The 20,435-nt window shown below is 43.4% G+C and carries 20 protein-coding genes; 12 read left to right on the top strand and 8 right to left on the bottom strand.

From position 1 onward, the window contains the following. Position 1 precedes the first annotated feature (1 nt). The 3 genes from EWV60_RS05150 to leuS all read right to left on the bottom strand — a co-directional run bounded on the left by EWV60_RS05150 (position 2) and on the right by leuS (position 3,284). A complete protein-coding gene (locus EWV60_RS05150) occupies positions 2-388 on the bottom strand; it encodes a hypothetical protein (RefSeq protein WP_069475249.1) in 387 nt (128 codons plus the stop codon). 62 nt (positions 389-450) lie between these two features. After that, entirely contained in the window at positions 451-603 is a 153-nt protein-coding gene (locus tag EWV60_RS05145; RefSeq protein ID WP_287231409.1) for a hypothetical protein, read from the bottom strand. 128 nt (positions 604-731) lie between these two features. Further along, positions 732-3,284, bottom strand: coding sequence for a leucine--tRNA ligase (gene leuS, locus EWV60_RS05140; protein ID WP_287231392.1), 2,553 nt, complete (start codon positions 3,282-3,284; stop codon positions 732-734). A 434-nt stretch (positions 3,285-3,718) separates the two neighbouring features. Between leuS and EWV60_RS05135 the strand changes: the two genes are divergently transcribed. From EWV60_RS05135 to EWV60_RS05125, 3 genes are all read left to right on the top strand, one after another. Continuing rightward, positions 3,719-4,294 carry a hypothetical protein gene (locus EWV60_RS05135; RefSeq protein ID WP_287231391.1) on the top strand — a complete coding sequence of 192 codons (576 nt, stop codon included), beginning with the start codon at positions 3,719-3,721 and terminating at the stop codon, positions 4,292-4,294. A gap of 6 nt (positions 4,295-4,300) precedes the next feature. Next, positions 4,301-4,669, top strand: a complete 369-nt coding sequence (locus EWV60_RS05130) for a DUF1818 family protein (RefSeq protein WP_194015468.1) — start codon at positions 4,301-4,303, stop codon at positions 4,667-4,669. A gap of 65 nt (positions 4,670-4,734) precedes the next feature. Further along, positions 4,735-5,805, top strand: a complete 1,071-nt coding sequence (locus tag EWV60_RS05125; RefSeq protein ID WP_194015470.1) for a YheT family hydrolase — start codon at positions 4,735-4,737, stop codon at positions 5,803-5,805. A 281-nt stretch (positions 5,806-6,086) separates the two neighbouring features. On the opposite strand, the gene EWV60_RS05120 is transcribed toward EWV60_RS05125, so the two are convergent. Next, positions 6,087-7,082: a carbohydrate kinase family protein gene (locus EWV60_RS05120; protein ID WP_287231406.1), complete on the bottom strand. Its 996-nt coding sequence runs from the start codon at positions 7,080-7,082 to the stop codon at positions 6,087-6,089. Between the two features lie 498 nt (positions 7,083-7,580). Between EWV60_RS05120 and EWV60_RS05115 the strand changes: the two genes are divergently transcribed. Continuing rightward, positions 7,581-8,051, top strand: a complete 471-nt coding sequence (locus EWV60_RS05115; protein ID WP_287231388.1) for a GNAT family N-acetyltransferase — start codon at positions 7,581-7,583, stop codon at positions 8,049-8,051. Here the strand turns inward: EWV60_RS05115 and EWV60_RS05110 are convergent. Together EWV60_RS05110 and EWV60_RS05105 are read right to left on the bottom strand one after the other, a co-directional pair. Further along, positions 7,987-8,844: a sensor histidine kinase gene (locus EWV60_RS05110; RefSeq protein ID WP_287231387.1), complete on the bottom strand. Its 858-nt coding sequence runs from the start codon at positions 8,842-8,844 to the stop codon at positions 7,987-7,989. The genes EWV60_RS05115 and EWV60_RS05110 overlap by 65 nt on opposite strands. Next, on the bottom strand, positions 8,799-9,386 hold the full coding sequence (locus EWV60_RS05105) for an L-threonylcarbamoyladenylate synthase (protein WP_069475242.1): 588 nt from the start codon (positions 9,384-9,386) through the stop codon (positions 8,799-8,801). The genes EWV60_RS05110 and EWV60_RS05105 overlap by 46 nt, the downstream gene beginning before the upstream one ends. Before the next feature lie 193 nt (positions 9,387-9,579). On the opposite strand from EWV60_RS05105, the gene EWV60_RS05100 reads away from it, so the two are divergent. From EWV60_RS05100 to EWV60_RS05090, 3 genes are all read left to right on the top strand, one after another. After that, the gene (locus tag EWV60_RS05100) at positions 9,580-10,107 is read left to right on the top strand and encodes a GIY-YIG nuclease family protein (RefSeq protein ID WP_287231386.1); all 528 of its coding nucleotides are present in this window, start codon (positions 9,580-9,582) and stop codon (positions 10,105-10,107) included. A 255-nt stretch (positions 10,108-10,362) separates the two neighbouring features. Then, the gene (trpD, locus tag EWV60_RS05095; protein ID WP_002752577.1) at positions 10,363-11,397 is read left to right on the top strand and encodes an anthranilate phosphoribosyltransferase; all 1,035 of its coding nucleotides are present in this window, start codon (positions 10,363-10,365) and stop codon (positions 11,395-11,397) included. A 279-nt stretch (positions 11,398-11,676) separates the two neighbouring features. Continuing rightward, the gene (locus tag EWV60_RS05090) at positions 11,677-13,218 is read left to right on the top strand and encodes a ferredoxin--nitrite reductase (protein WP_149106739.1); all 1,542 of its coding nucleotides are present in this window, start codon (positions 11,677-11,679) and stop codon (positions 13,216-13,218) included. Positions 13,219-13,611: 393 nt separating this feature from the next. On the opposite strand, the gene EWV60_RS05085 is transcribed toward EWV60_RS05090, so the two are convergent. Further along, positions 13,612-14,646 carry a PstS family phosphate ABC transporter substrate-binding protein gene (locus EWV60_RS05085; RefSeq protein ID WP_287231385.1) on the bottom strand — a complete coding sequence of 345 codons (1,035 nt, stop codon included), beginning with the start codon at positions 14,644-14,646 and terminating at the stop codon, positions 13,612-13,614. Between the two features lie 375 nt (positions 14,647-15,021). Between EWV60_RS05085 and pstS the strand changes: the two genes are divergently transcribed. The 5 genes from pstS to pstB (EWV60_RS05060) all read left to right on the top strand — a co-directional run bounded on the left by pstS (position 15,022) and on the right by pstB (EWV60_RS05060) (position 19,895). After that, positions 15,022-16,143: a phosphate ABC transporter substrate-binding protein PstS gene (gene pstS, locus EWV60_RS05080; RefSeq protein ID WP_287231384.1), complete on the top strand. Its 1,122-nt coding sequence runs from the start codon at positions 15,022-15,024 to the stop codon at positions 16,141-16,143. 94 nt (positions 16,144-16,237) lie between these two features. Then, entirely contained in the window at positions 16,238-17,197 is a 960-nt protein-coding gene (gene pstC, locus EWV60_RS05075) for a phosphate ABC transporter permease subunit PstC (protein ID WP_002749316.1), read from the top strand. A 17-nt stretch (positions 17,198-17,214) separates the two neighbouring features. Next, positions 17,215-18,108, top strand: coding sequence for a phosphate ABC transporter permease PstA (pstA, locus tag EWV60_RS05070; protein ID WP_002732684.1), 894 nt, complete (start codon positions 17,215-17,217; stop codon positions 18,106-18,108). Between the two features lie 95 nt (positions 18,109-18,203). After that, positions 18,204-19,007: a phosphate ABC transporter ATP-binding protein PstB gene (gene pstB / locus EWV60_RS05065; RefSeq protein ID WP_002732845.1), complete on the top strand. Its 804-nt coding sequence runs from the start codon at positions 18,204-18,206 to the stop codon at positions 19,005-19,007. A 90-nt stretch (positions 19,008-19,097) separates the two neighbouring features. Next, positions 19,098-19,895: a phosphate ABC transporter ATP-binding protein PstB gene (gene pstB / locus EWV60_RS05060; protein WP_002752590.1), complete on the top strand. Its 798-nt coding sequence runs from the start codon at positions 19,098-19,100 to the stop codon at positions 19,893-19,895. A 163-nt stretch (positions 19,896-20,058) separates the two neighbouring features. On the opposite strand, the gene EWV60_RS05055 is transcribed toward pstB (EWV60_RS05060), so the two are convergent. Continuing rightward, positions 20,059-20,283: a hypothetical protein gene (locus tag EWV60_RS05055; RefSeq protein WP_259679092.1), complete on the bottom strand. Its 225-nt coding sequence runs from the start codon at positions 20,281-20,283 to the stop codon at positions 20,059-20,061. Positions 20,284-20,435: the final 152 nt, after the last annotated feature.

The raw sequence follows: 20,435 nt of genomic DNA, 5'->3' as shown, positions 1-20,435 counted from the left end.
ATTAAGCATTAAATTGACACCATTGTTTGATCCCCTTTTTCGCCAAATAAATAACAACAGAAGTTGCTACTGATATTGGGATTTGTCCCCCCGCCGCTAACGTTGCTACTGCTACAGTTAGTAAATCTTTCATGAGATCATTTATAAAATCATCATCACACACAATAGAACGGCATTTTTTAGCTAATTTATCTAGAATATTATCTTCTTCCCCTGCTCTAGTAGGAATCTTCACACCTGTTTCCATTGCCAATAAACCAGCAGATTTAATTAAATCGCCGTCTGTTTCTGCAATTAAGTCTAAAGCATCCAAAGCTTCAGGATAATCCTTAAATTGCTGCCGATAGTGTTGTATTTCTTCCGGTGTTAACTGAGTTGTATTGTCCATAGTGCTATTGTTAAAACTAAAACTAATTTTCTCCATCCATTATAATGCGATCGCCGATCTTGTCAAGTGCAAAAACCTGCGGGTACAGCATCCTCAAGATAACCTTCGCATTCTTCAATCGCATCCAAAGCAGCGATCGCACTTAGATTATCTACCAATTCAGCGCGAAACTGGGCAATTTCTTCAGGAGTAACTTTAGTTGATTCAATATCCATAGGTTGTTCTTATTTACAGACAATACTGATTGTATAGTTTCTATTTTGCCATCTAAAGTGTTAATCTAACTGGTTACTGATAACTGAAAAGGTTCTTAATTCCCTACCATTGTGATAATTGCTGTCATTTAAACCACGACAAAGTTAACTAATTTGCCCGGGACAACAATCACTTTTTTGATTTCCTTACCCTCTAAATAACGTTGGGCGATTTCTGATTCCAGGGCGAGGGTTTCTAGGGTGCTTTTATCGGCACTAGCGGGAACTTGTATCGTGCCTCTGGTTTTTCCCAAAATTTGGATGACAAGGGTAATCTCGTCCACAATCAGGGCAGTAGGATCAACTTTTGGCCAGGGTTGCAGGTGAATTGATTGGCTATGGCCTAAAGCTTGCCATAATTCTTCGCTAAGATGGGGAGCAAAGAGGGAAAGTAAGATTAATAGGGTTTTGATTCCTTCCCGATAAATGGGGGATGCAAAACACTTATTATCCCCTAAAGCGTTACTGAGTTTCATCAATTCGGAAATGGCGGTATTAAATTGATAATCTCCTTCTAAATCCTCGGAGATTTCTTTAATAGCGGTGTGAATTGCCCGTCTTAAATCCTTGTCAGTTTTCGAGAAAGTCTCTATTTTTTTGACTTGCTTGGGTTTATTTTCAATATATTCGCTGACTAAACGCCACACCCGATTAAGAAAGCGAAATTGTCCTTCTACCCCCGCATCATCCCACTGTAAATCTTTTTCTGGGGGTGCAGTAAAAAGTATAAACATTCGGGCAGTATCGGCCCCGTATTTTTCGAGAACTTTCAGAGGATCAACGCCGTTATATTTCGACTTAGACATTTTTTCAAAGAAGAAAGATAGAACTTCTCCCGTGTCTTTATCGCAATATTTATCCTCTTTATAGATAACATTTTCCGCGGGGACATATTTGCCAGTTTCGGGATTTTTGTAGGTTAATCCCTGTACCATTCCCTGGGTTAATAGACGGTTAAAAGGTTCATCGACATTAACTAAACCTCGGTCTCTTAAAACTTTGGTAAAGAAACGAGAATAGAGTAAATGTAGGATAGCGTGTTCGATTCCTCCGACGTATTGATCCACGGGCATCCAATCATTAACCTTCTCGAATTGAAAGGGTATATCTTCATTTTTAGCATCGGTATAACGGAGGAAATACCAACTAGAATCGATGAAAGTATCCATGGTGTCCGTTTCCCGTTTTGCGGGAGTTCCACAGCGAGGACAATCCACATTTACCCAGTCTTCTAATTTGGCTAAAGGAGAAGCACCTCGACCGCTAAATTCGACATTTTCCGGTAAAGTAACGGGTAAATTATCGATAGGTACTGGCACGGTTCCACAGTTAGGACAGTGGATAACTGGAATCGGACAACCCCAATATCTTTGACGGGAAATTAACCAATCCCGGAGGCGATATTGTATTCTAGCTTTGCCGTAACCTTGGGCAGTGGCATAATCAATAATAGCGGTTTTTCCTGCTGTAGAATTAAGTCCATTAAATTGAGCGGAATTAATCATAATTCCCGCTTCTGTGTAGGACTCTTTTAACTCAATTTCGCCACTTTCTGGAGTAATAACTATCTTAATTGGTAGGTTATTTTCCCGAGCGAATTTAAAATCGCGACTGTCGTGAGCCGGGACTCCCATCACTGCCCCCGTCCCGTATTCGTAGAGGACATAATCAGCAATTAAAATCGGAATTTCTTCACCAGTAAAAGGATTAATTGCCAGTCCTCCGGTTTTAATACCGCGTTTGGGTTTATCTTCGGCAGTTCTTTCTAATTCGCTTTCGCTGGCTATCTCTTGAATAAAAGTTTCTACGGCCGATTTTTGTTCGGGAGTGGTAACTTGTAAAGTTAAGGGATGTTCGGGAGCAAGTACCACATAAGTGACTCCATAAACCGTATCGGGACGAGTGGTAAAAACGGCAATTTTTTCTGTGGAGTTAACAAGAGGAAATTCTAAATAAGCACCTACCGATTTACCAATCCAGTTGGCCTGCATGGTTTTAACCCGTTCTGGCCAACCGGTAAGCTTATCTAAATCAGTGAGTAATTGTTCGGCATAATCGGTGATTTTTAGGAACCATTGCCGGAGTAATTTTCTTTCTACTTTAGCACCCGATCGCCAAGATTTTCCTTCACTATCTACCTGTTCATTGGCCAAGACAGTTTGATCGATAGGATCCCAATTCACTGCCGCTTCTTTTTGGTAGGCTAATCCCGATTCAAAAAACTGTAAAAATAGCCATTGGGTCCAACGATAATATTCCGGGGAACAGGTGGCAACTTCTCTTTCCCAATCGATAGATAATCCTAACTGTTGTAATTGCCGTTTCATCTGGGCAATATTTTGATCAGTCCATTTTGCCGGAGGAACTCCTCTTTCAATGGCGGCATTTTCTGCGGGTAATCCGAAAGCATCCCACCCCATGGGATGCAGCACGCGATAACCCTGCATTCTTTTCAGACGGGCAATCACATCGGTGATAGTATAGTTACGAACGTGACCCATGTGCAGGTTGCCTGATGGATAGGGGAACATGGAGAGGGCGTAAAATTTCGGTTTATCGGCGTTTTCTGGGGTTTTGTCCAATCCCATTTGCTGCCAAATCTTCTGCCATTTCTGTTCGATTTCTGCGGGGTTGTACTGCACTGGGGTTTTTTCTCCTGAGTTTTATCTATCCTTCCTATTTTACAGCAGCCGGCTGGGGGCGATTGCCAGTCTTGGGGCTATCCACCCTAGCAAAAACCCTCTGGGTTTTAAGTAAGTGGTTCTAATTAAATATGAAGATAGATTTTGGGTTCGATCCCCCCTATCGATTAGTCAGATCTTTCTTAACAAAAAGAGAAGAAACTTAAAAAAAGGGGAAACGATTGATAGGTATAGTTTTGAAAGAAGGAATCAAGGTGGAGGTGAGCAAAAAAATGGAGAAATGGGCAGCCCAAGAATTACAGTATGGTGGAAAACTTGGCCGGATATTTTAGTACAAGTGTTCCGTAAGCTTCGGAAAATCTAGCCGCGATGAATGGCAATCTTTGTGTGACACTATTTATAAAAAGGTTCCGCTCAATTTTTTCTTGATCAATATGCTATTAAAATTACCTCAAAAGCTAAAAATTCAGCGACTAATATTATTAGTATTCTGCCTAGTGATAGGGATATTTGTCTGGTGGTTATCGTGGCAATCCACCGGGATGAGCCAAATTCAACGCCCCGAAACAGTTGCCCAACAAATTTACCAAGCAATGCCAGATTTACCGAAAGAAAACAACTATATCCGTCGAGAGACAGGAGCGATCGATCCGAATAATACCCTAATCAGTCGCTTTCTTCGTTATCATCAAGATACCAAAAAAAGATTTACTCTCATCCGTTTTGATTGGCAATTAACCCTAGGGGATTACCTAGGAGTGAACGAGAAAATCAGCGAAGAAAACTATCCCGGACAAGCAACCCTTACCGTTAACCCGATGGCTGCCGATATCAAAGCGATGAACAGTCTTAATCGTCGTCAACGGCAGCAGTTAGTCACCCTTCTAGTCGAAATTTATAACCCCGCTATTCTCCCCCAAGAAACCCCCAATCCTAGTCCTTCTCCTAGTCCCTCTCCCCCTCGTCCCTCCTTATCAAAACCGGGAGATGCTGACCTATTAAAATTCTAGAAAATTATGGAAAAAATTCTCAAATATGGTTCAGGTTGGCGACTCGGTTGGAATCCTACGGCAGCCGTTTATAAAGGATTAATTGGTGGCGATGATTGGGCGATGGAATTAACCGAGGCCGAGTGGCAAGATTTGCGTCGGTTACTATCACAATTGACCGCAACTATGGCGGCCATGGCCACAGAATTAATGGATGAAGAAAGTATTGCTTGTGAAGCGGAAAGCGAGCTTTTATGGTTAGAAGCGACAGGATTTCCCGATAATTATTCCCTGCGATTTATTCTCTATCAAGGTCGCGGTTGTGAGGGCAATTGGTCGGCCACTGCCCTGCCAGAGTTGCTCGCCGCTTGGGACAATTTGCTTTACAATTTTTAAGAAAGCGGTGGACATAAGTTAATTTTTGTTTCCCCCTCTTGACTTTTAGATTCCCCTGTGCTGCCATGATTGCCCATCCGAGGACGAAGACCGATAATCTCACCTACACTCCGCCCCCATTGCTGAAAAACGGTTTTGCCATGACTCTCTATGTGTCCCTAAAAGCGCGAGAAACCTGGCAAAATACGATCGCTATTCCCGAACCAGTCTATCAAGAAACCATTTTCACCGGGGCCAATGCCGTCCCTATCTACGGGATTGTTTCCATTCCCCCGCAAGCGAAAGGAACAATTATCGGGACCTACGGCATCACGGGAGACTTAGATAATCAATGGTTTTTAAGGATTTTAGGCAGAAAAGCCGTAGCGAGAAACTACGCAGTCGTCCTCTTCGATTGGCGGGCCCACGGTAAGACAGCCGAATTATCCCCGACTCTCACCTCCGATGGCATCTATGAAGGGCTAGATTTCATTCATATTGCCGCCCAAGCTCAAAAAATGGGCTGTCCCGCTCCTTTTTGGTTCACAGGTTACTCTCTGGGGGGACAATTAGCCCTCTGGGGAATTAAATCGGCAGAGAATCAGGAAGATATGGGGATCGATCCCGCCCATATCGGTGGTGGGGCGGTAATTTGTCCTAATTTAGACTCTAATCGTTCCTTATCCTATCTCGTCCGGGATACCTGGGGGAAACATCTGGAAAAAGCGATCGCCAGGGAATTACGCAAGTTAGCCAAACGCATCCATAAAGCTCATCCCGATCATATCGATCCCGAAGCAATTACTCGCGCCACCACGATTGCCGGATTCGATCGAGAATTAGTGATTAAAAAGCTAGGATTTGAGACAGTTTTTGACTATTATGCCGCTAGTAGTCCCTTGCCCTTTCAACCCTATTTAACTAAACCCACTTTTATCCTCTACGCGGCCGATGATCCCCTCTTTTCCCCCGCAGTTATTCCCGATCTGCAAGCAGCGATCGCTGATAATCCCCACGTGGATCTACTCTTAACCAACCACGGTGGTCATGTGGGTTATATCAGCAGTTTATCCTGTCAGCGTCAGTGGGGCGATAGCGATCGCTGGTGGGCATGGAATCGGGTTTTAGACTGGTTTGACCAAAAAACTGGCAAATAATACTAAATCCGTTGAGTATAGGTTACATATCACGATAGGCACTCATGCAAGAGGGGGAATAGATAATCAGTTTTTAATAAGTAGGTAGGCGTTAAAAATTATCAGATGCCCCCCTTATTAAGGGGGATCCCCCCGCCTATCGGCACCCCCCTTATCAAGGGGGATCCCCCCGCCTATCGGCACCCCCCTTATCAAGGGGGGCAGGGGGGATCTAACCTAAAATCCATTTTTAATTTAATTATAACCAGCTACTTAACTGGATTTAGTATAAGGGCTAATTTCTAGGAGTCAAGGGCCGCTAGAAACTCCTCCACCTGTTCCCGAGTCGGTTGGGATGCGATCGCTCCTGCCCCCCTTGTCACCATTGCCCCCACCGCACAGGCATAAATCACCGCGTTACGCGCTAAATCGGCATTTTCCCCGATTTGATCGCCTCCCAGACCAGCACGAGCCAAAAAACCCGCCACAAAGCCATCCCCCGCCCCAGTGGTATCCACTACCTCCCCAGAAAAAGCCTCGACATTGCCGCTATTTTCGCCTAAATGATATTTACAACCTTTTGCGCCGCCAGTAACCAGAATTGCCCCTAAATTGGGGTATTTTGACGATATTTCTCCCGGGTTATCAGTGCCAAATAACCATGCTGCTTCTTCCTCGCTACATTTGAGCAAATCGGCCTGGACGATAAAATCTCGAATGATATCAGGGGCAGCCTCAAGATTAGGCCAAAAAACCGGCCGCCAGTTGATATCGATCAATACTTTCACCCCGTAAATTTTAGCTAATTCGAGGGCGCGTTGCATTGCCCGGCGGGAAAGGGGATAGGCTAACCCTAGGGTTCCCATCACTAGATAATCGGCATTTTTAAACAGATTTTCGGGCAATAGGTCAGCATTAAGGGCAGTATCGGCAAAATCAGTCGTTTTTCTGCCGCCAAAACCCGCAAAATGTCTGTCTCCCCCAGCATCGCGGGTGACATAAACTTGTCGGGTGGGTAGGGTGGCATGATACTGTACACCAGTGGTATCGACTCCGAGAGCGTCTAGCAAGGCGATTAACTGTTCTCCGGGTTGATCTTTGCCCACACAACCGATAAAAGCCGAATTTATGCCCAATTTTCGCAATCCACAGGCCACGTTTGCCGGCGCACCCCCCGCGTAGGTTGTCCAAGAAGTTACTTTCTCTGTAGAGCGATCGCTTTGATCGGCAATTAGATCATAGAGGATTTCCCCTAAACAAATGACAGACACCGGCGAAGATCTTTGATTGTTAAGCATTGCTGTGGGGTGTGGGAAACTTTTTTCAGTGTTGCCAAAGGCACGGCGTAGCCGTCCAGTAAACAGTAAACAGTAATCAGTGAGGTTCTTCGTTACTTGGTATGATTCGATCGGGGGGCATAAATCGACTAAATCCTTATTTGGTAAGAGACTTAATTGATTAGTTCGTTCAGGAGCGAAAACAATTGACAAAAATCACCAAATGCTTTTTTCTGCAAGGGTTTCATCCCTTAAAACTCCCGTCATGGCATCACACAAACCGAAGAACCATCAGTGAACTGAAAACTCTCATCTGATAACTGATAACTGATCACTGATCACTGATTAATAACTTGTCAAGAAATCACGATAAATCAACTAGAGATTATCTGAGGCATTGAGTATAATTAGACACATAGATTAGGGGAAATTGCTCATAAATCAGTCCGATCGAGCGTGAATCCTCTTTCTCGGAAAAATATCTTCTCCTATTTTTTAGTCTTAGACTAAGGAAATATCATGGTTGATTGTAGTCAGATTCAGTTTGACGAGGATAAAAGCAAGATAGATCTATTGCAACTACGAGAATTATTTAATTTAACCGCATTTTGGGCAATCGATCGCCGTTTAGAAGATTTAGAAACCGCAATTGACTATAGTGATCCGGTGGTGACGGTGTGGAATGAGCGGCAATTAATTGGTTTTGCTCGGGCCACTTCTGACGGCATTTATCGGGCAACTATTTGGGATGTGATTGTTCATCCCGATTATCAGGGGGCCGGTTTAGGACGTAAATTAGTAGAAACAGTTTTGGCCCATCCCCGAATAAATCGGGTGGAAAGAGTCTATTTGATGACTACTAACCAACAGCAATTTTACCAGCGCATTGGTTTCCAAAGCAACGCCACCACGACGATGGTATTATTTAATCGTTATCCCGATGAGTTTTCCTGTCCGGCGATCGAGGTAAAGAAAAAACGATCTCTGTGAGCTTGTCCTGACTATTGTTATCGATTTGATCTAAGCTCATTTCCCCCCCCGATACTTCGATAATTCCCTTCGCTAACTGGAATTTAAGACTAGGAGAAAAGCCAAGAACTTGAGTAAATTGTTTGACTTCTTCTGGCTTTGATTCTAAACTCAAGGATGAAATTTCTGGCATTGGCCAGAGAGCCATTTCCCCCGTAAATTCTAGACTAATAGTGACTTTTTTCTCGTCAAGAGCGCTTACGGATATACAAATAGAGCCACTTCCTAGGTTGGCGATCGCTGCATCGACGAGAAGAACAAGAGCGGAGGATAAACATTGATAATCGGCAATAATAGCAATATCATCAGTTAAAGGGCTAAATTTAAGCTGAATATTGCGATTAGCTGCCTGTAAATAGGTTAAACTTGCCCAATCTTCCCAGAGTTTAGTTAAAGAAAAAATTTCTCGCTCCAGAGGTATAGTACCCGACTCTAGCTTCGAGAGATTAATCATCTCATCGAGCATTGCCATCAGTTTACGGCCTGCCAGTTGTCCCTGGGCGATAAATTCCCTTTCTTCGGCCGGACTTTCACAAAGATCGGCGAGAATCATTTGATGGAGACTGATCATACTGCTCAATGGCGATCGCAATTCGTGGGCAACCCGTCCCAAAAAACTGCTTTTGAGGTGATTAATTGCCACGGCCATCTGATAAGCGAGGCGAGTTTGCTGTAATTCCCGTTTTAAAGCGTCAATATCGTCCATATTTACAGAAAAACTGCCCCTTGTCGTAAGATATCCCATCTTTGACATTGCCAACGTGCGACGGTGGAGGGTTGTCCACTATTGATTATTCCCCATGCTTGCCTTTCTGTGGGTGCTAACACCGTCACCGAGGGAAAAGTAGTCATAATCGCTTCTGGAGTTAATAAAGGCTCTTGTCCTGACAGATTAGCACTTGTGGTCGCTAAAACACCAGTTCGACCGAGAATTTCTCTTGCGATCACATGAGCAGGAACTCGGATACCAATCGTGCTAGAATCCTTAGGGTTAAGAACTTTTGGTACTTTTTCAGAAGCGGGTAAAACCAAAGTTAGGGAGCCGGGCCAGTATTTTTCGGTCATTTGCCGCCAAATTTCCCTTTCTTCCTGATTTCCCTTGACATAATCCCATAAATCTGCTGCTGAGGCCGCCATGAGAATTAAAGGTTTATCAAAAGTCCGTTTTTTAGCGGCAAAAACTAAGGCAGCATAGGGGGGAGAAACTGCTAAAGCGGGGACTGTATCCGTGGGAAAAGAAACCACTTGACCACTTAAGGCCGCGTGAACAATTTCGTTAAGAGAAGCAGTAGGCATTGAGAATTGATCATTTTTGGGGACTAATTTAGCCTAAGACTTTTTGGTACAATTTTAAACGGGTAGGGTTGATTCATGAATCAACCCTACCTTGAATCAACCCTACCTTGAATCAATCCTACTTGATCAGCGGTGGATCTGAAAGTTTTTAACACCTACCTACTTATCTCCAACCAATTAGCGACGATTAATTATGAATGAGTCTGATACTTTGGCTAATCTCGAACAATTAGAATACATTCCCTACCTAGATGCCACCGGTAATATCTGTGCTTATTTCCAGGGAAAAATCGGGGTTTATGCCATTTTTGATCGAGAGCAAGTCCTAGAATTTGTCGGCTATTCTCGTGATATTTATCTCAGTTTAAAACAACATCTTGCCCGACAGCCCCAAGCTTGTTATTGGCTAAAAATCCAGTTGATTGAGCGTCCTAATCGGACTATTCTCGAATCGATTAAACAAGCTTGGCTAAGAGAAAGTCAGGCAGTAATCAGCAATGAAAAACTCTGGACAGAACCAATTGATGCTAAATTAGCCATGAGTGAGACAGAAAAAGAAATTTATCAAAGTGCTGACGAAGTAGGGCAAATCAAGTTATTAAAACAGGTATCCAGACGAGTAGAAAACGATGTTTTATCAACTCTAGAAAAACGGGGAGTACAGATGGAAATTCGTTTTAATCCCAAGTTAAAAGAACAGGGTTTGCTCGATTTGAAGTAAAAATTAAGTAGGTAGGCGTTAAAAGTTATCAGATGCCCCCCTTATCAAGGGGGGATTAAGGGGGGATCCCCACCCCCCTTATTAAGGGGGGACTAAGGGGGGATCGGCACCCCCCTTATCAAGGGGGGCAGGGGGGATCGAACCTAAAATTCATTTTTAATTTAATTATAACCAGCTACTTACTAGGAGCGATCGATTCTCCAGACAAACCGCTATGATAGTATATCGCCCCATCCCCACACCAATGGAACAGCGATGACCAATCAAGACTGGCCAAACCTACTGCAGCAACTACTCGATCAAAAATCCCTTTCCCTTAACCAAGCTGAAGAACTAATGACCGGATGGTTAAACGGCCAGATTCCGGAAGTTTTATCGGGGGCGATTTTAGCGGCTTTGCAAGCAAAAGGAGTCTCGGCCGCCGAATTAGCGGGAATGGCCGGAGTTTTACGGCAACAATCTCGCTTAGAAGACCCTAAACCCCATACTACTCCCGTTATCGATACCTGTGGCACCGGCGGTGACGGGGCCTCAACCTTTAATATTTCCACTGCCGTGGCTTTTGTGGCGGCCGCCGGGGGCGTAAAAGTGGCTAAACACGGCAATCGCTCCGCCTCCAGTAAAGTCGGTTCGGCCGATGTTTTAGAATATCTTGGGGTTAATTTAAGCGCCCCTAGCGAGAAAGTGGCCGCGGCTTTAGATGGGGTGGGAGTGACCTTTCTTTTTGCCCCCGGTTGGCATCCAGCTCTGAAAAGTGTGGCTAATCTCCGCAAAACCCTGAAAGTTCGCACGGTTTTTAATCTTCTGGGTCCTCTAGTTAATCCTCTCCGTCCCACAGGTCAAGTTATCGGGGTTTATGACCAGCAATTTCTCACCCCCATGGCCACAGCTTTAGCACAAATGGGAACCCCCAAGGCGATTATTGTTCACGGCCGGGAAAAACTCGACGAGGTGGGGTTGGGAGATCTGACCGATATGGCTTTATTAAATAATGGCGAGGTGATTTCTGCGGCGATCGATCCCTTGTCAATTTCTATCCCTAGAGCCAGTTTAAATGCCCTTAAAGGCGGGGAAGTGCCAGAAAATGCCGAAATCCTCAAAAATGTTCTGCAAGGGGGGGGAACGCCCGCTCAACGGGATGCTGTGGCGATTAATGCCGCTCTTGCCCTACAGGTGGCAGAAAAGGTCACTTTTGGCGATCATGCTGCTGGTTTCGCCCTCGCTCGCGAGATTTTAGCCAGTGGGTTAGCTTGGCAAAAATTAGAGGAGTTGGTTAAGTTTCTCGCTTAGGACAATTCCCTGCTCCCTTCCCCCCACTTCCCCACCTCAATGCACTTACTGCATGACAGAAATCCTTAAACACGATGGTTAAAGGATTTCTGTTACAAACAATACAAAATTGTCCAAGTTAAAAAGAATTAAATAACAAATAGAGACTAGGTAAATTACTAAATTTTTGCTAATGACGACAGTATTTTACAGAATACTTATTGTTAAATCCCGATTTCTTCATTTCTAACCCGCACCAACTAGAACAATTACACCCACAAATCAGAAGGAGATAGATTCATGGTACAAGCACCTGAAAAAGATGGAACAACTCTCAATAAATTCGAGAAATTTAAAGCCGAGAAAGACGGATTAGCCATTAAAGATGAACTAGATCATTTTGCCCAAATCGGTTGGGAAGCGATGGATAAAACCGATTTAGAACATCGCTTAAAATGGGTGGGGGTTTTTTATCGTCCTGTCACCCCGGGTAAATTCATGATGCGTTTGCGGGTTCCTAACGGCATTATTAGTAGTGAGCAAATGCGCGTTTTAGGGGAAATTGTGCAGCGTTACGGCGATGATGGCAATGCCGATATTACTACTCGTCAAAACCTACAATTACGCGGTATTCGTATCGAAGATATTCCTGATATTTTCCAACGACTAAAATCCGTGGGCATGACTTCGGTACAATCGGGCATGGATAATGTCAGAAATATTACCGGTTCACCCATGGCGGGACTAGACGCAGATGAATTAATTGACACCAGGGAATTAGTCCAAAAAGTCCAAGATATGATTACCAACTGCGGTCAAGGTAATTATCAATTTACCAATCTGCCCCGCAAATTTAATATTGCCATCGAGGGGGGCCGGGATAACTCAGTTCATGCGGAAATTAACGATATTGCCTTTGTTCCTGCCTATAAAGAAGGAGAATTAGGCTTTAATGTCGTGGTAGGTGGCTTTTTCTCGGCTAAACGCTGTGAAGCGGCAATTCCCATGAATGTTTGGGTGAGACCTAATCAGGAGGTGGTGGATTTATGCCGAGGGATTTTAGAAGTTTACCGCGATAACGGATTGCGTGCCAATCGTCAAAAATCCCGTTTAATGTGGTTAATTGATGAGTGGGGAATCGAGGAATTCCGCACGCGGGTGGCTAATCAGTTAGGTTATCCCTTGGCAACGGCAGCGGAAAAAGACGCTATTGACTGGGAAAAACGGGATCATTTAGGAGTTTTTCCCCAAAAACAGGAGGGATTAAGCTATATCGGTCTTTGTGTTCCCGTTGGTCGTCTATTTGCCGATGATATGTTCGATTTAGCCCGGATTGCCGAAGTGTATGGCAGCGGAGAATTGCGTTTAACCGTGGAACAAAACGTGATTATTCCCAATATAGCGGCTGAAAATATGCCAACTCTTTTAACCGAGCCTTTACTGGCTAAGTTTACCCCCAATCCCACTCCTTTACAACGAGCGCTCGTTTCCTGTACGGGGGCGCAATTCTGCAATTTTGCCCTGATTGAAACCAAAAATAAGGCTGTGGACTTGATTCGTCAGTTAGATGCTGAATTAAATATCCCCCGGGGTGTGCGTATGCACTGGACTGGTTGCCCTAACTCCTGCGGACAACCCCAAGTGGCCGATATCGGTTTGATGGGGACAAAAGCTCGCAAAGACGGCAAAACCGTGGAGGGAGTTGACCTCTACATGGGGGGTAAAGTGGGTAAAGATGCTCACCTGGGAAGTTGTGTACAAAAAGGGATTCCCTGTGAAGACTTAAAATCGGTGTTAACTTCTATCCTCATCGAGCAATTTGGGGCGACACCGAAGGGTTAATTAACAAGTTTATTGATACGCTGAATGGGGGGTTTGTCCCCTCTTTTTTTTCTGTATCTCTGTTGGGTGAAATTGGCAAACCTTTTGCTATGTTAGGAGGCAGATAGGAGTAGGGAAGTCCAGATATATTTTCCTTTCATACTAAATCCGGTTGTTAAAGACTGATTATCTATGGCTCTCTTGGATTTGGTGGGTAAAATGTATTCTAAGATACAGTCCTGCTGGCGAGGGAGTAGAAGGAACCACTCCAGACACAGAGGACACAAAGATCGATCCTATGTAAGTTAAACTTATCACACAGAACCTAGAAGAGCCTATCTATTGCCCCTATTGCCTATTGCCTCTCCTGATATGTAGGCTATACTCAAGAGATTTAGTATGAGATGGGAATCGTTACTTCGCTTCAAATTGAGCTTGTTTGCGAAGTAATTCCCCGATGGTTAAATTGGGTTGAGGTCGGCCATTAAAAACCGTTCCTACCTCAAATTTTTGCAACTGTACCCGTGCCAAATGATAGGCCTCATCGGGTAGGGGAATATAACCAATAGTATCTAATAAATTGGGAACTCGATCGAGATAATATTCGACAAATTTCTCTAAAGCGGGATTCTCTTGGGCTTTTTGGGCATTAACATAAATAAACAAAGGACGAGATAAAGGCTGATATTTACTATCCTCGACATTGCCGCGAGTTGGTTCAATACCGTTAACTTTCAAAGCTTTTAATTTATCCCGATTTTGTTCATAGTAAGCATTGCCAAAATAGCCTAAAGCGTTGGCATCTTGACTGACGGCATTAACTAAAGCTTGGTCATCTTCACTAAAATTAAAGTCCCCACGACTGGCATCTTTGCCGTTAATTACATCACTAAAAAAATCGTAGGTTCCGGAATCTTTACCCGGTCCATGAAGGGTAATCGGTTGGTCGGGCCAAGCGGGATTAATTTGATTCCAACGTTTGATTTTATTCTCGGCTGCTGGTTCCCAAATAGTTCTTAATTCTGTGGTGGAAATATCATCAACCCAGTTATTTTGGGGATTGACTACCACGGTTAAAGCATCAAAAGCGATCGGTAGTTCGATAAATCTTACCTTATTAGCATCACATTCTTTTAATTCTTCCACAGAAATTGGCCGAGAAGCATTATTAATATCTGTTTCTCCCGCACAAAATTTTCTAAAACCGCCGCCAGTTCCTGAAATATTAGCGTCAATTTTAACATCAGCCAAAGCTTTGTTAGGGGTATTAGCTTTAAAATCTTCGAGAACTTTATCAGTAATTGGTGCTACGGTACTCGAACCATCGATTTTAATTGGTTTTAGATCTTGAGGATTAATATTGGCACAAGCGGGTAAAAGTAGAGCAGTTCCTAGTATGGTTGCCACTACTTTGGTCGGACGAGATAGCTGAGTAAAAATTTCTAGCATAGGTGTCAAAAGGAGAAAGTAAAAACGGGTATTGGGGAGACTTTTCAGTTATCAGTGGGGAAGTGGGAAGAAAAAAGCTGAGGGATGATGGCTAAAAACCTTAATCTTTTCTTTGTTGTTTTTACGTCACTATAATGGTAGGGAAAGAGAAACCCCCTATATAGACGGGAAAAGTTAGCGGCTTTACCCGCGACTTAAAACTAATGTTTAGTCAAAATAGATAGTAAAAGAAGTTGAGATTTTTGTCTAGTTATCGAGAAAACTTTTCTTGACAATACATTACGTTCTTTTATTCACTTCTTAACCTATTCTTTACCAAGCAGTGGTAACTTTTAGCGTAAGATTTAAGGCAGTTTACGGATCAAAATTAATCCTATGCTCAACAAAAACAGAACCCATTTACTAACAGCCTTATCCATAGCCACTTTAACAGCGACTTTAACCGCTTGTGGTGGCACCGATACGGCAGGAACTAGCGGAGAGGGAAGCAATAGAATCGCCCAGGTTCCCCTAAAAGGAGAGGTCGCCCTCAATGGTGCGGGTGCTTCTTTTCCTGCACCCCTATATCAAAACTGGTTTGTCACCATTAATCAACTATTTTCCAAACTACTAATTAACTATCAATCTACCGGTAGCGGGGCGGGAGTCGAACAATTTATCCAAGGTACGATCGATTTTGGCGCTTCCGATGTGGCCATGAGTGACGAGGATATGGCCAGAGTTAGCAGAGGGGTTTTACTGCTACCGATGACGGCGGGAAGCATCGTTATGGCTTATAATTTGCCCGGAGTAGAAGGGCTGAAACTAAGTAGAGAAGCCTATGTAGGCATCTTTTTAGGCACGATTACCCGTTGGAACGATGCCAAAATTGCCGCCGATAACCCCGATTTAAAACTACCCGATGAAGAAATTACCGTAGTTCACCGGGCAGACGGTAGCGGAACAACGGGAGTTTTTACCAAGTTTTTAAGCGCCGTTAGTCCCGAATGGAAAAAAAGCATCGGTGAAGGAAAAGCCGTACAATGGCCGACCAAAAAAGGTAAATTTCTTGGCGGTAGAGGCAATGAGGGTGTAACTGCCCTAATTCAACAAAATCAAGGCTCGATCGGTTATATCGAGTACGGTTTCGCTAAAAATAATAACCTGCCCATGGCCGTTTTACAAAACCAAGCCGGTCAATTCGTTATCCCCAATGAAACCAACGCCGCTGCCACCTTAGCCACGGTGGAATTACCCGAAAATCTGCGGGCTTTTATCATCGATCCGCCGGGAGAAAATTCCTATCCCATTGTCACCTATACCTGGATGTTGGTTTACAAAAAATACAACGATCCCCAAAAAGCTTTAGCAATGGAGGCGATGATTGAATTTGGACTTAACCAAGGACAAGAACAAGCAGCTCCCCTTGGTTATATTCCCCTACCGAAAAACGTTCGGGAACGAGTAGCCGCCGCTGCCGATGTCATCTATCCTGATTACACGATCAACGTGGATTAGTCGCCGAAAAAATGTATTCAAAGTTACAATAGTAGTGGAGAAAGGCCAATTTCTCCCTTAGCTGCCGCAAACTAGCTGGATTTAAACCCTAATCATGAGTGCGCCCACAGTTCCACCCGACTCAAATTTTAAAGAACGTCCAGAATCGGAAAAAATCCTCGATAAAGGCTTTGTTGGATTAACCACCGCCTTTGCCATCGCTATTGGGCTGATTTTGCTCCTAATTGCCCTAGTTATTTTTATTCGGGCCCTACCAGCGATTCAAACCTTTGGTCTGGGATTTTTGACCAGTAGTGCTTGGAATCCCGTGCGCGGTCGGGAAGAATTCGGAGTTCTGCCGGTTATCTACGGAACTCTCGTTAGTTCTCTGATTGCCCTCCTGATTGCTGTTCCCCTCGGTATCGGTTCAGCCATTTTTTTAAGCGAAGATTTTATTCCCTTAAATGCGCGGACAATTTTGGTTTTTCTCGTACAACTTTTGGCCGCTATTCCCAGTGTTGTTTACGGATTATGGGGTATCTTTGTATTGATTCCTATCCTCAGACCCCTTGGTAACTGGTTAAATGCTAATTTTAGTTGGATTCCTCTGTTTAGTACTCCTTTAGGGGGTCCTGGAATGTTACCGGCGGGGGTTATTTTAGCAATTATGATCCTGCCGATTATTATCGCTATCTCTCGCGACTCTTTGGCCGCTTTACCGCCGGATTTGCGACAAGCTTCCCTAGGTTTGGGGGCCACCCGTTGGGAAACGATTTTTCGAGTCTTAATTCCTGCCGCTTTTTCCGGGATTGTCGGGGGGATTATGTTAGCTTTAGGGCGTGCTTTAGGGGAAACCATGGCAGTAACGATGATTATCGGCAATTCTAACCGCATTAGTGCCTCTATTCTCGCCCCCGCTAACACGATCGCTTCCTTATTGGCTAACCAATTCGCCGAAGCATCGGGAATGCAAGTATCGGCACTCATGTATGCGGGTTTTGTTCTCTTGGTTTTGACCCTAGTAGTCAATATCTTCGCCGAATTAATCGTTAATCGCGTCAAAGCTAAGTATTAAGCCATCTTTTAACTGATATGGATAGTGCGAATTTAGGCAATAATCTCAAAAAGAAACCGAGTAGTCCTCGATCGCTATTGGGGACAATTATGACCGTTCTCTCGGCTTTATGTTTAGCTGTCACCGTGATTCCCCTCTTTGCCGTCCTAGGCTTTGTTTTTGTGCAAGGGGTGGGTCGTTTAAACGCTAATCTCTTTACTAAATTACCGCCACCGCCGGGGTTAGGAGGAGGAGGCATCGCTAACGCCATTTTAGGCACAATTATCGTCGTTGCCCTAGCCACAGCGATCGCAGTTCCCATCGGCGTTTTAGCGGCGGTTTATCTCTCGGAATTTAGCGGTGATAACAAACTTGCCCAGGGTGTGCGCTTTGCTACCAACGTTCTAGCGGGTGTCCCTTCGATTATTGTCGGGGTTTTCGCCTTCGGTTTGTTAGTTGCGCCCTTATTTGGCGAAGGAACAGCCCTTTTAGGCTTTTCTGCCCTGGCCGGTTCGATCGGTTTAGCGGTGTTAATGTTACCGACTATTATTAGAACCACCGATGAGGCTTTAAAAATCGTTCCCCAAGACATCCGCTGGGCAGCCATGGGTTTAGGGGCCTATAACTACCAAACCGTCCTAAAAATCGTCCTTCCTGCGGCAGTTCCCGCTATTTTAACCGGTGTGACTTTAGCAATTGCTAGGGCTGCCGGAGAAACCGCCTCCTTAATTTTTACGGCATTATTCTCTAACTTTTGGCCTCGGGGTGTCTTTGAACCGATTGCCACCCTTTCGGTCCTAGTTTTCAACTTTGCTACTGCCCCTTTTGCCCCTCAACAGCAATTAGCTTGGGCAGGTGCTTTAATTCTCGTGCTTTTGGTGTTGGTAACTAACATTTTATCCCGTTTAGCCACGCGCCAGAAAACCTATTAAGTCAAGGAAAAAGTGAAAAGCAAAAAGGGATATTTAAGTAAAAATCTACCTATCTTTCTGATTCCTAAATTAGCCAAATTCAAGGTAAATAATTTATGCTAACTAATTCTAACCCCCATTCTACAGGAACCGTTTTAAAGGTCGATAAGGCTGATATTTACTATGGTAATTATCGGGCAGTGCGGGACGTTTCCATCGATATTCCCAAAAATAGAGTCACCGCTTTTATCGGACCCTCTGGCTGTGGAAAAAGTACCATTCTCAGGTGTTTTAATCGTCTCAATGATTTAATTCACGGTTTTCGTATTGACGGCAAAGTTTTTTATCATAACCAAGATATTTACTCTCAAGAGGTAGATCCTGTCGAAGTCAGAAAATATATCGGTATGGTGTTCCAGCGCCCTAATCCTTTTCCCAAATCCATCTACGATAATGTGGTTTACGGAGCGCGATTAAATGGTTATAAAGGCGATTTAGATGAATTAGTAGAAACTTCCTTGCGTCGAGCAGCTCTCTGGGAAGAAGTAAAAGATAAACTAAAAGAAAGCGGTTTTTCCCTATCGGGGGGACAACAACAAAGATTATGTATTGCTCGCACTATTGCCGCTCAACCAGAAGTATTATTAATGGATGAACCCTGTTCGGCACTGGATCCAATTTCAACTTTAAAAGTTGAGGAATTAATGCACGAATTAAAAGAACGTTATACAATTATTATTGTTACTCACAATATGCAACAAGCTACTAGAGTAGCGGATTTAACGGCTTTTTATAACGCTGAACCCACCGATAAAGGTGGCAAAATTGGTTATTTAGTCGAGTTTGATCATACGGACAAAATCTTCGGTGATCCTCAAGAACAAGCAACTAAAGATTATGTTAGTGGACGTTTTGGCTAAATCAGTTATCAGTTATCAGTTATCAGCTTTTTTCTTCCCTCTTTCCCTCTCCCTTCTCCCTTTTCCCCAACACCTATTCCTTTAAAGATTATGTATAGTAGCGATGTTGTCACCGATGCGGTTTTGAGAACCAAAAACTTAAATGTTTACTATGGTTCTAATCTCGCTGTTCGTGATGTTAACCTTGATATTCCTGAGAAAAAAGCGATCGCTTTTATCGGTCCTTCTGGCTGCGGAAAAAGTACGGTTTTGCGCTGTTTTAATCGCATGAATGATCTAGTTAAAAGTGCCAAAATTGAGGGAAAAGTTACCTTTCGGGGCCAAGATATTTATGGTAATTCCGTTAATCCTATCGGGTTACGCAGTCGTATTGGTATGGTTTTTCAGAAACCGAATCCTTTCCCCAAATCTATCTATGAAAATATCGCTTTTGGGGCGCGCTTAAATGGTTACATCGGTGATATGGATCAATTAGTGGAAGAATCTTTAAAAAAAGCCGTTCTCTGGGATGATGTTAAAGATAAACTCAAGGAAAGTGGTTTAGCTTTATCGGGAGGACAACAACAAAGGTTATGTATTGCTCGCGCTATTGCGGTTAAACCGGAAGTTGTTTTAATGGATGAACCCTGTGCGGCACTCGATCCAATTTCTACCCTAAAAATTGAGGAATTAATTCACGAATTGAAAACCCAATATACTATAGTTATTGTCACCCACAATATGCAACAAGCGTCGCGGGTTTCTGATTTAACGGCTTTTTATAATGCTGAACCGACCCCAAAAGGTGGTAAAGTGGGTTATTTAGTGGAATATGATCGCACCGAGGTTATCTTTCAAAATCCCGCTCAAGAGTCCACTAGAGATTATGTTAGCGGTCGTTTTGGTTAAAGTATTAATAATTAATCGTTATTCACGACTCCGGGATAGATTAATTTTTTTCATCTGGAATGATTGAAAAACGATTAAATTAACTGATTGCGAAACCCGGTGGACAATCATCTGGCACTTGAGTTAAACAGAGTTTTACTTTATCGCCGGGTAAAGCTGTTTTTCAAGCTGGAACTTCATCAATTTTCACATAGAAAAACAGAACAACTCCGTTGGTTAGAACCACAACTGCTTCTGCATCAGCTTCGTCATCAAATCTGGTGGTTATTTCTTGGATAAAAGTGTTAGAACAATAATTAATACGAGTGGGGGGTGGTGCGGCAAGAACTCTAGCAGTAAGAAGTAAATATGATAAGGTAAATCTAATAGTTTGTTGAAGATTTTTCATAACAAAATTTTCTAGATAAAATTAAACCAAAACTAGGTAATGATTCGGTAGTAGTGGCGTAGCTCTCTTGCTTACCTGGTATGAATTGTGTAAAATATTTATTAATAAAAATAATTGGAACCCGATCAGTCTTTAAACCTCTAGCTTGATCA

Source organism: Microcystis sp. Msp_OC_L_20101000_S702 (assembly GCF_007095705.1).
Lineage (GTDB): Bacteria > Cyanobacteriota > Cyanobacteriia > Cyanobacteriales > Microcystaceae > Microcystis > Microcystis ichthyoblabe_A.
Note: the sequence above shows the minus strand (reverse complement) of the source record. Positions and strands in the feature narration are given on the sequence as shown.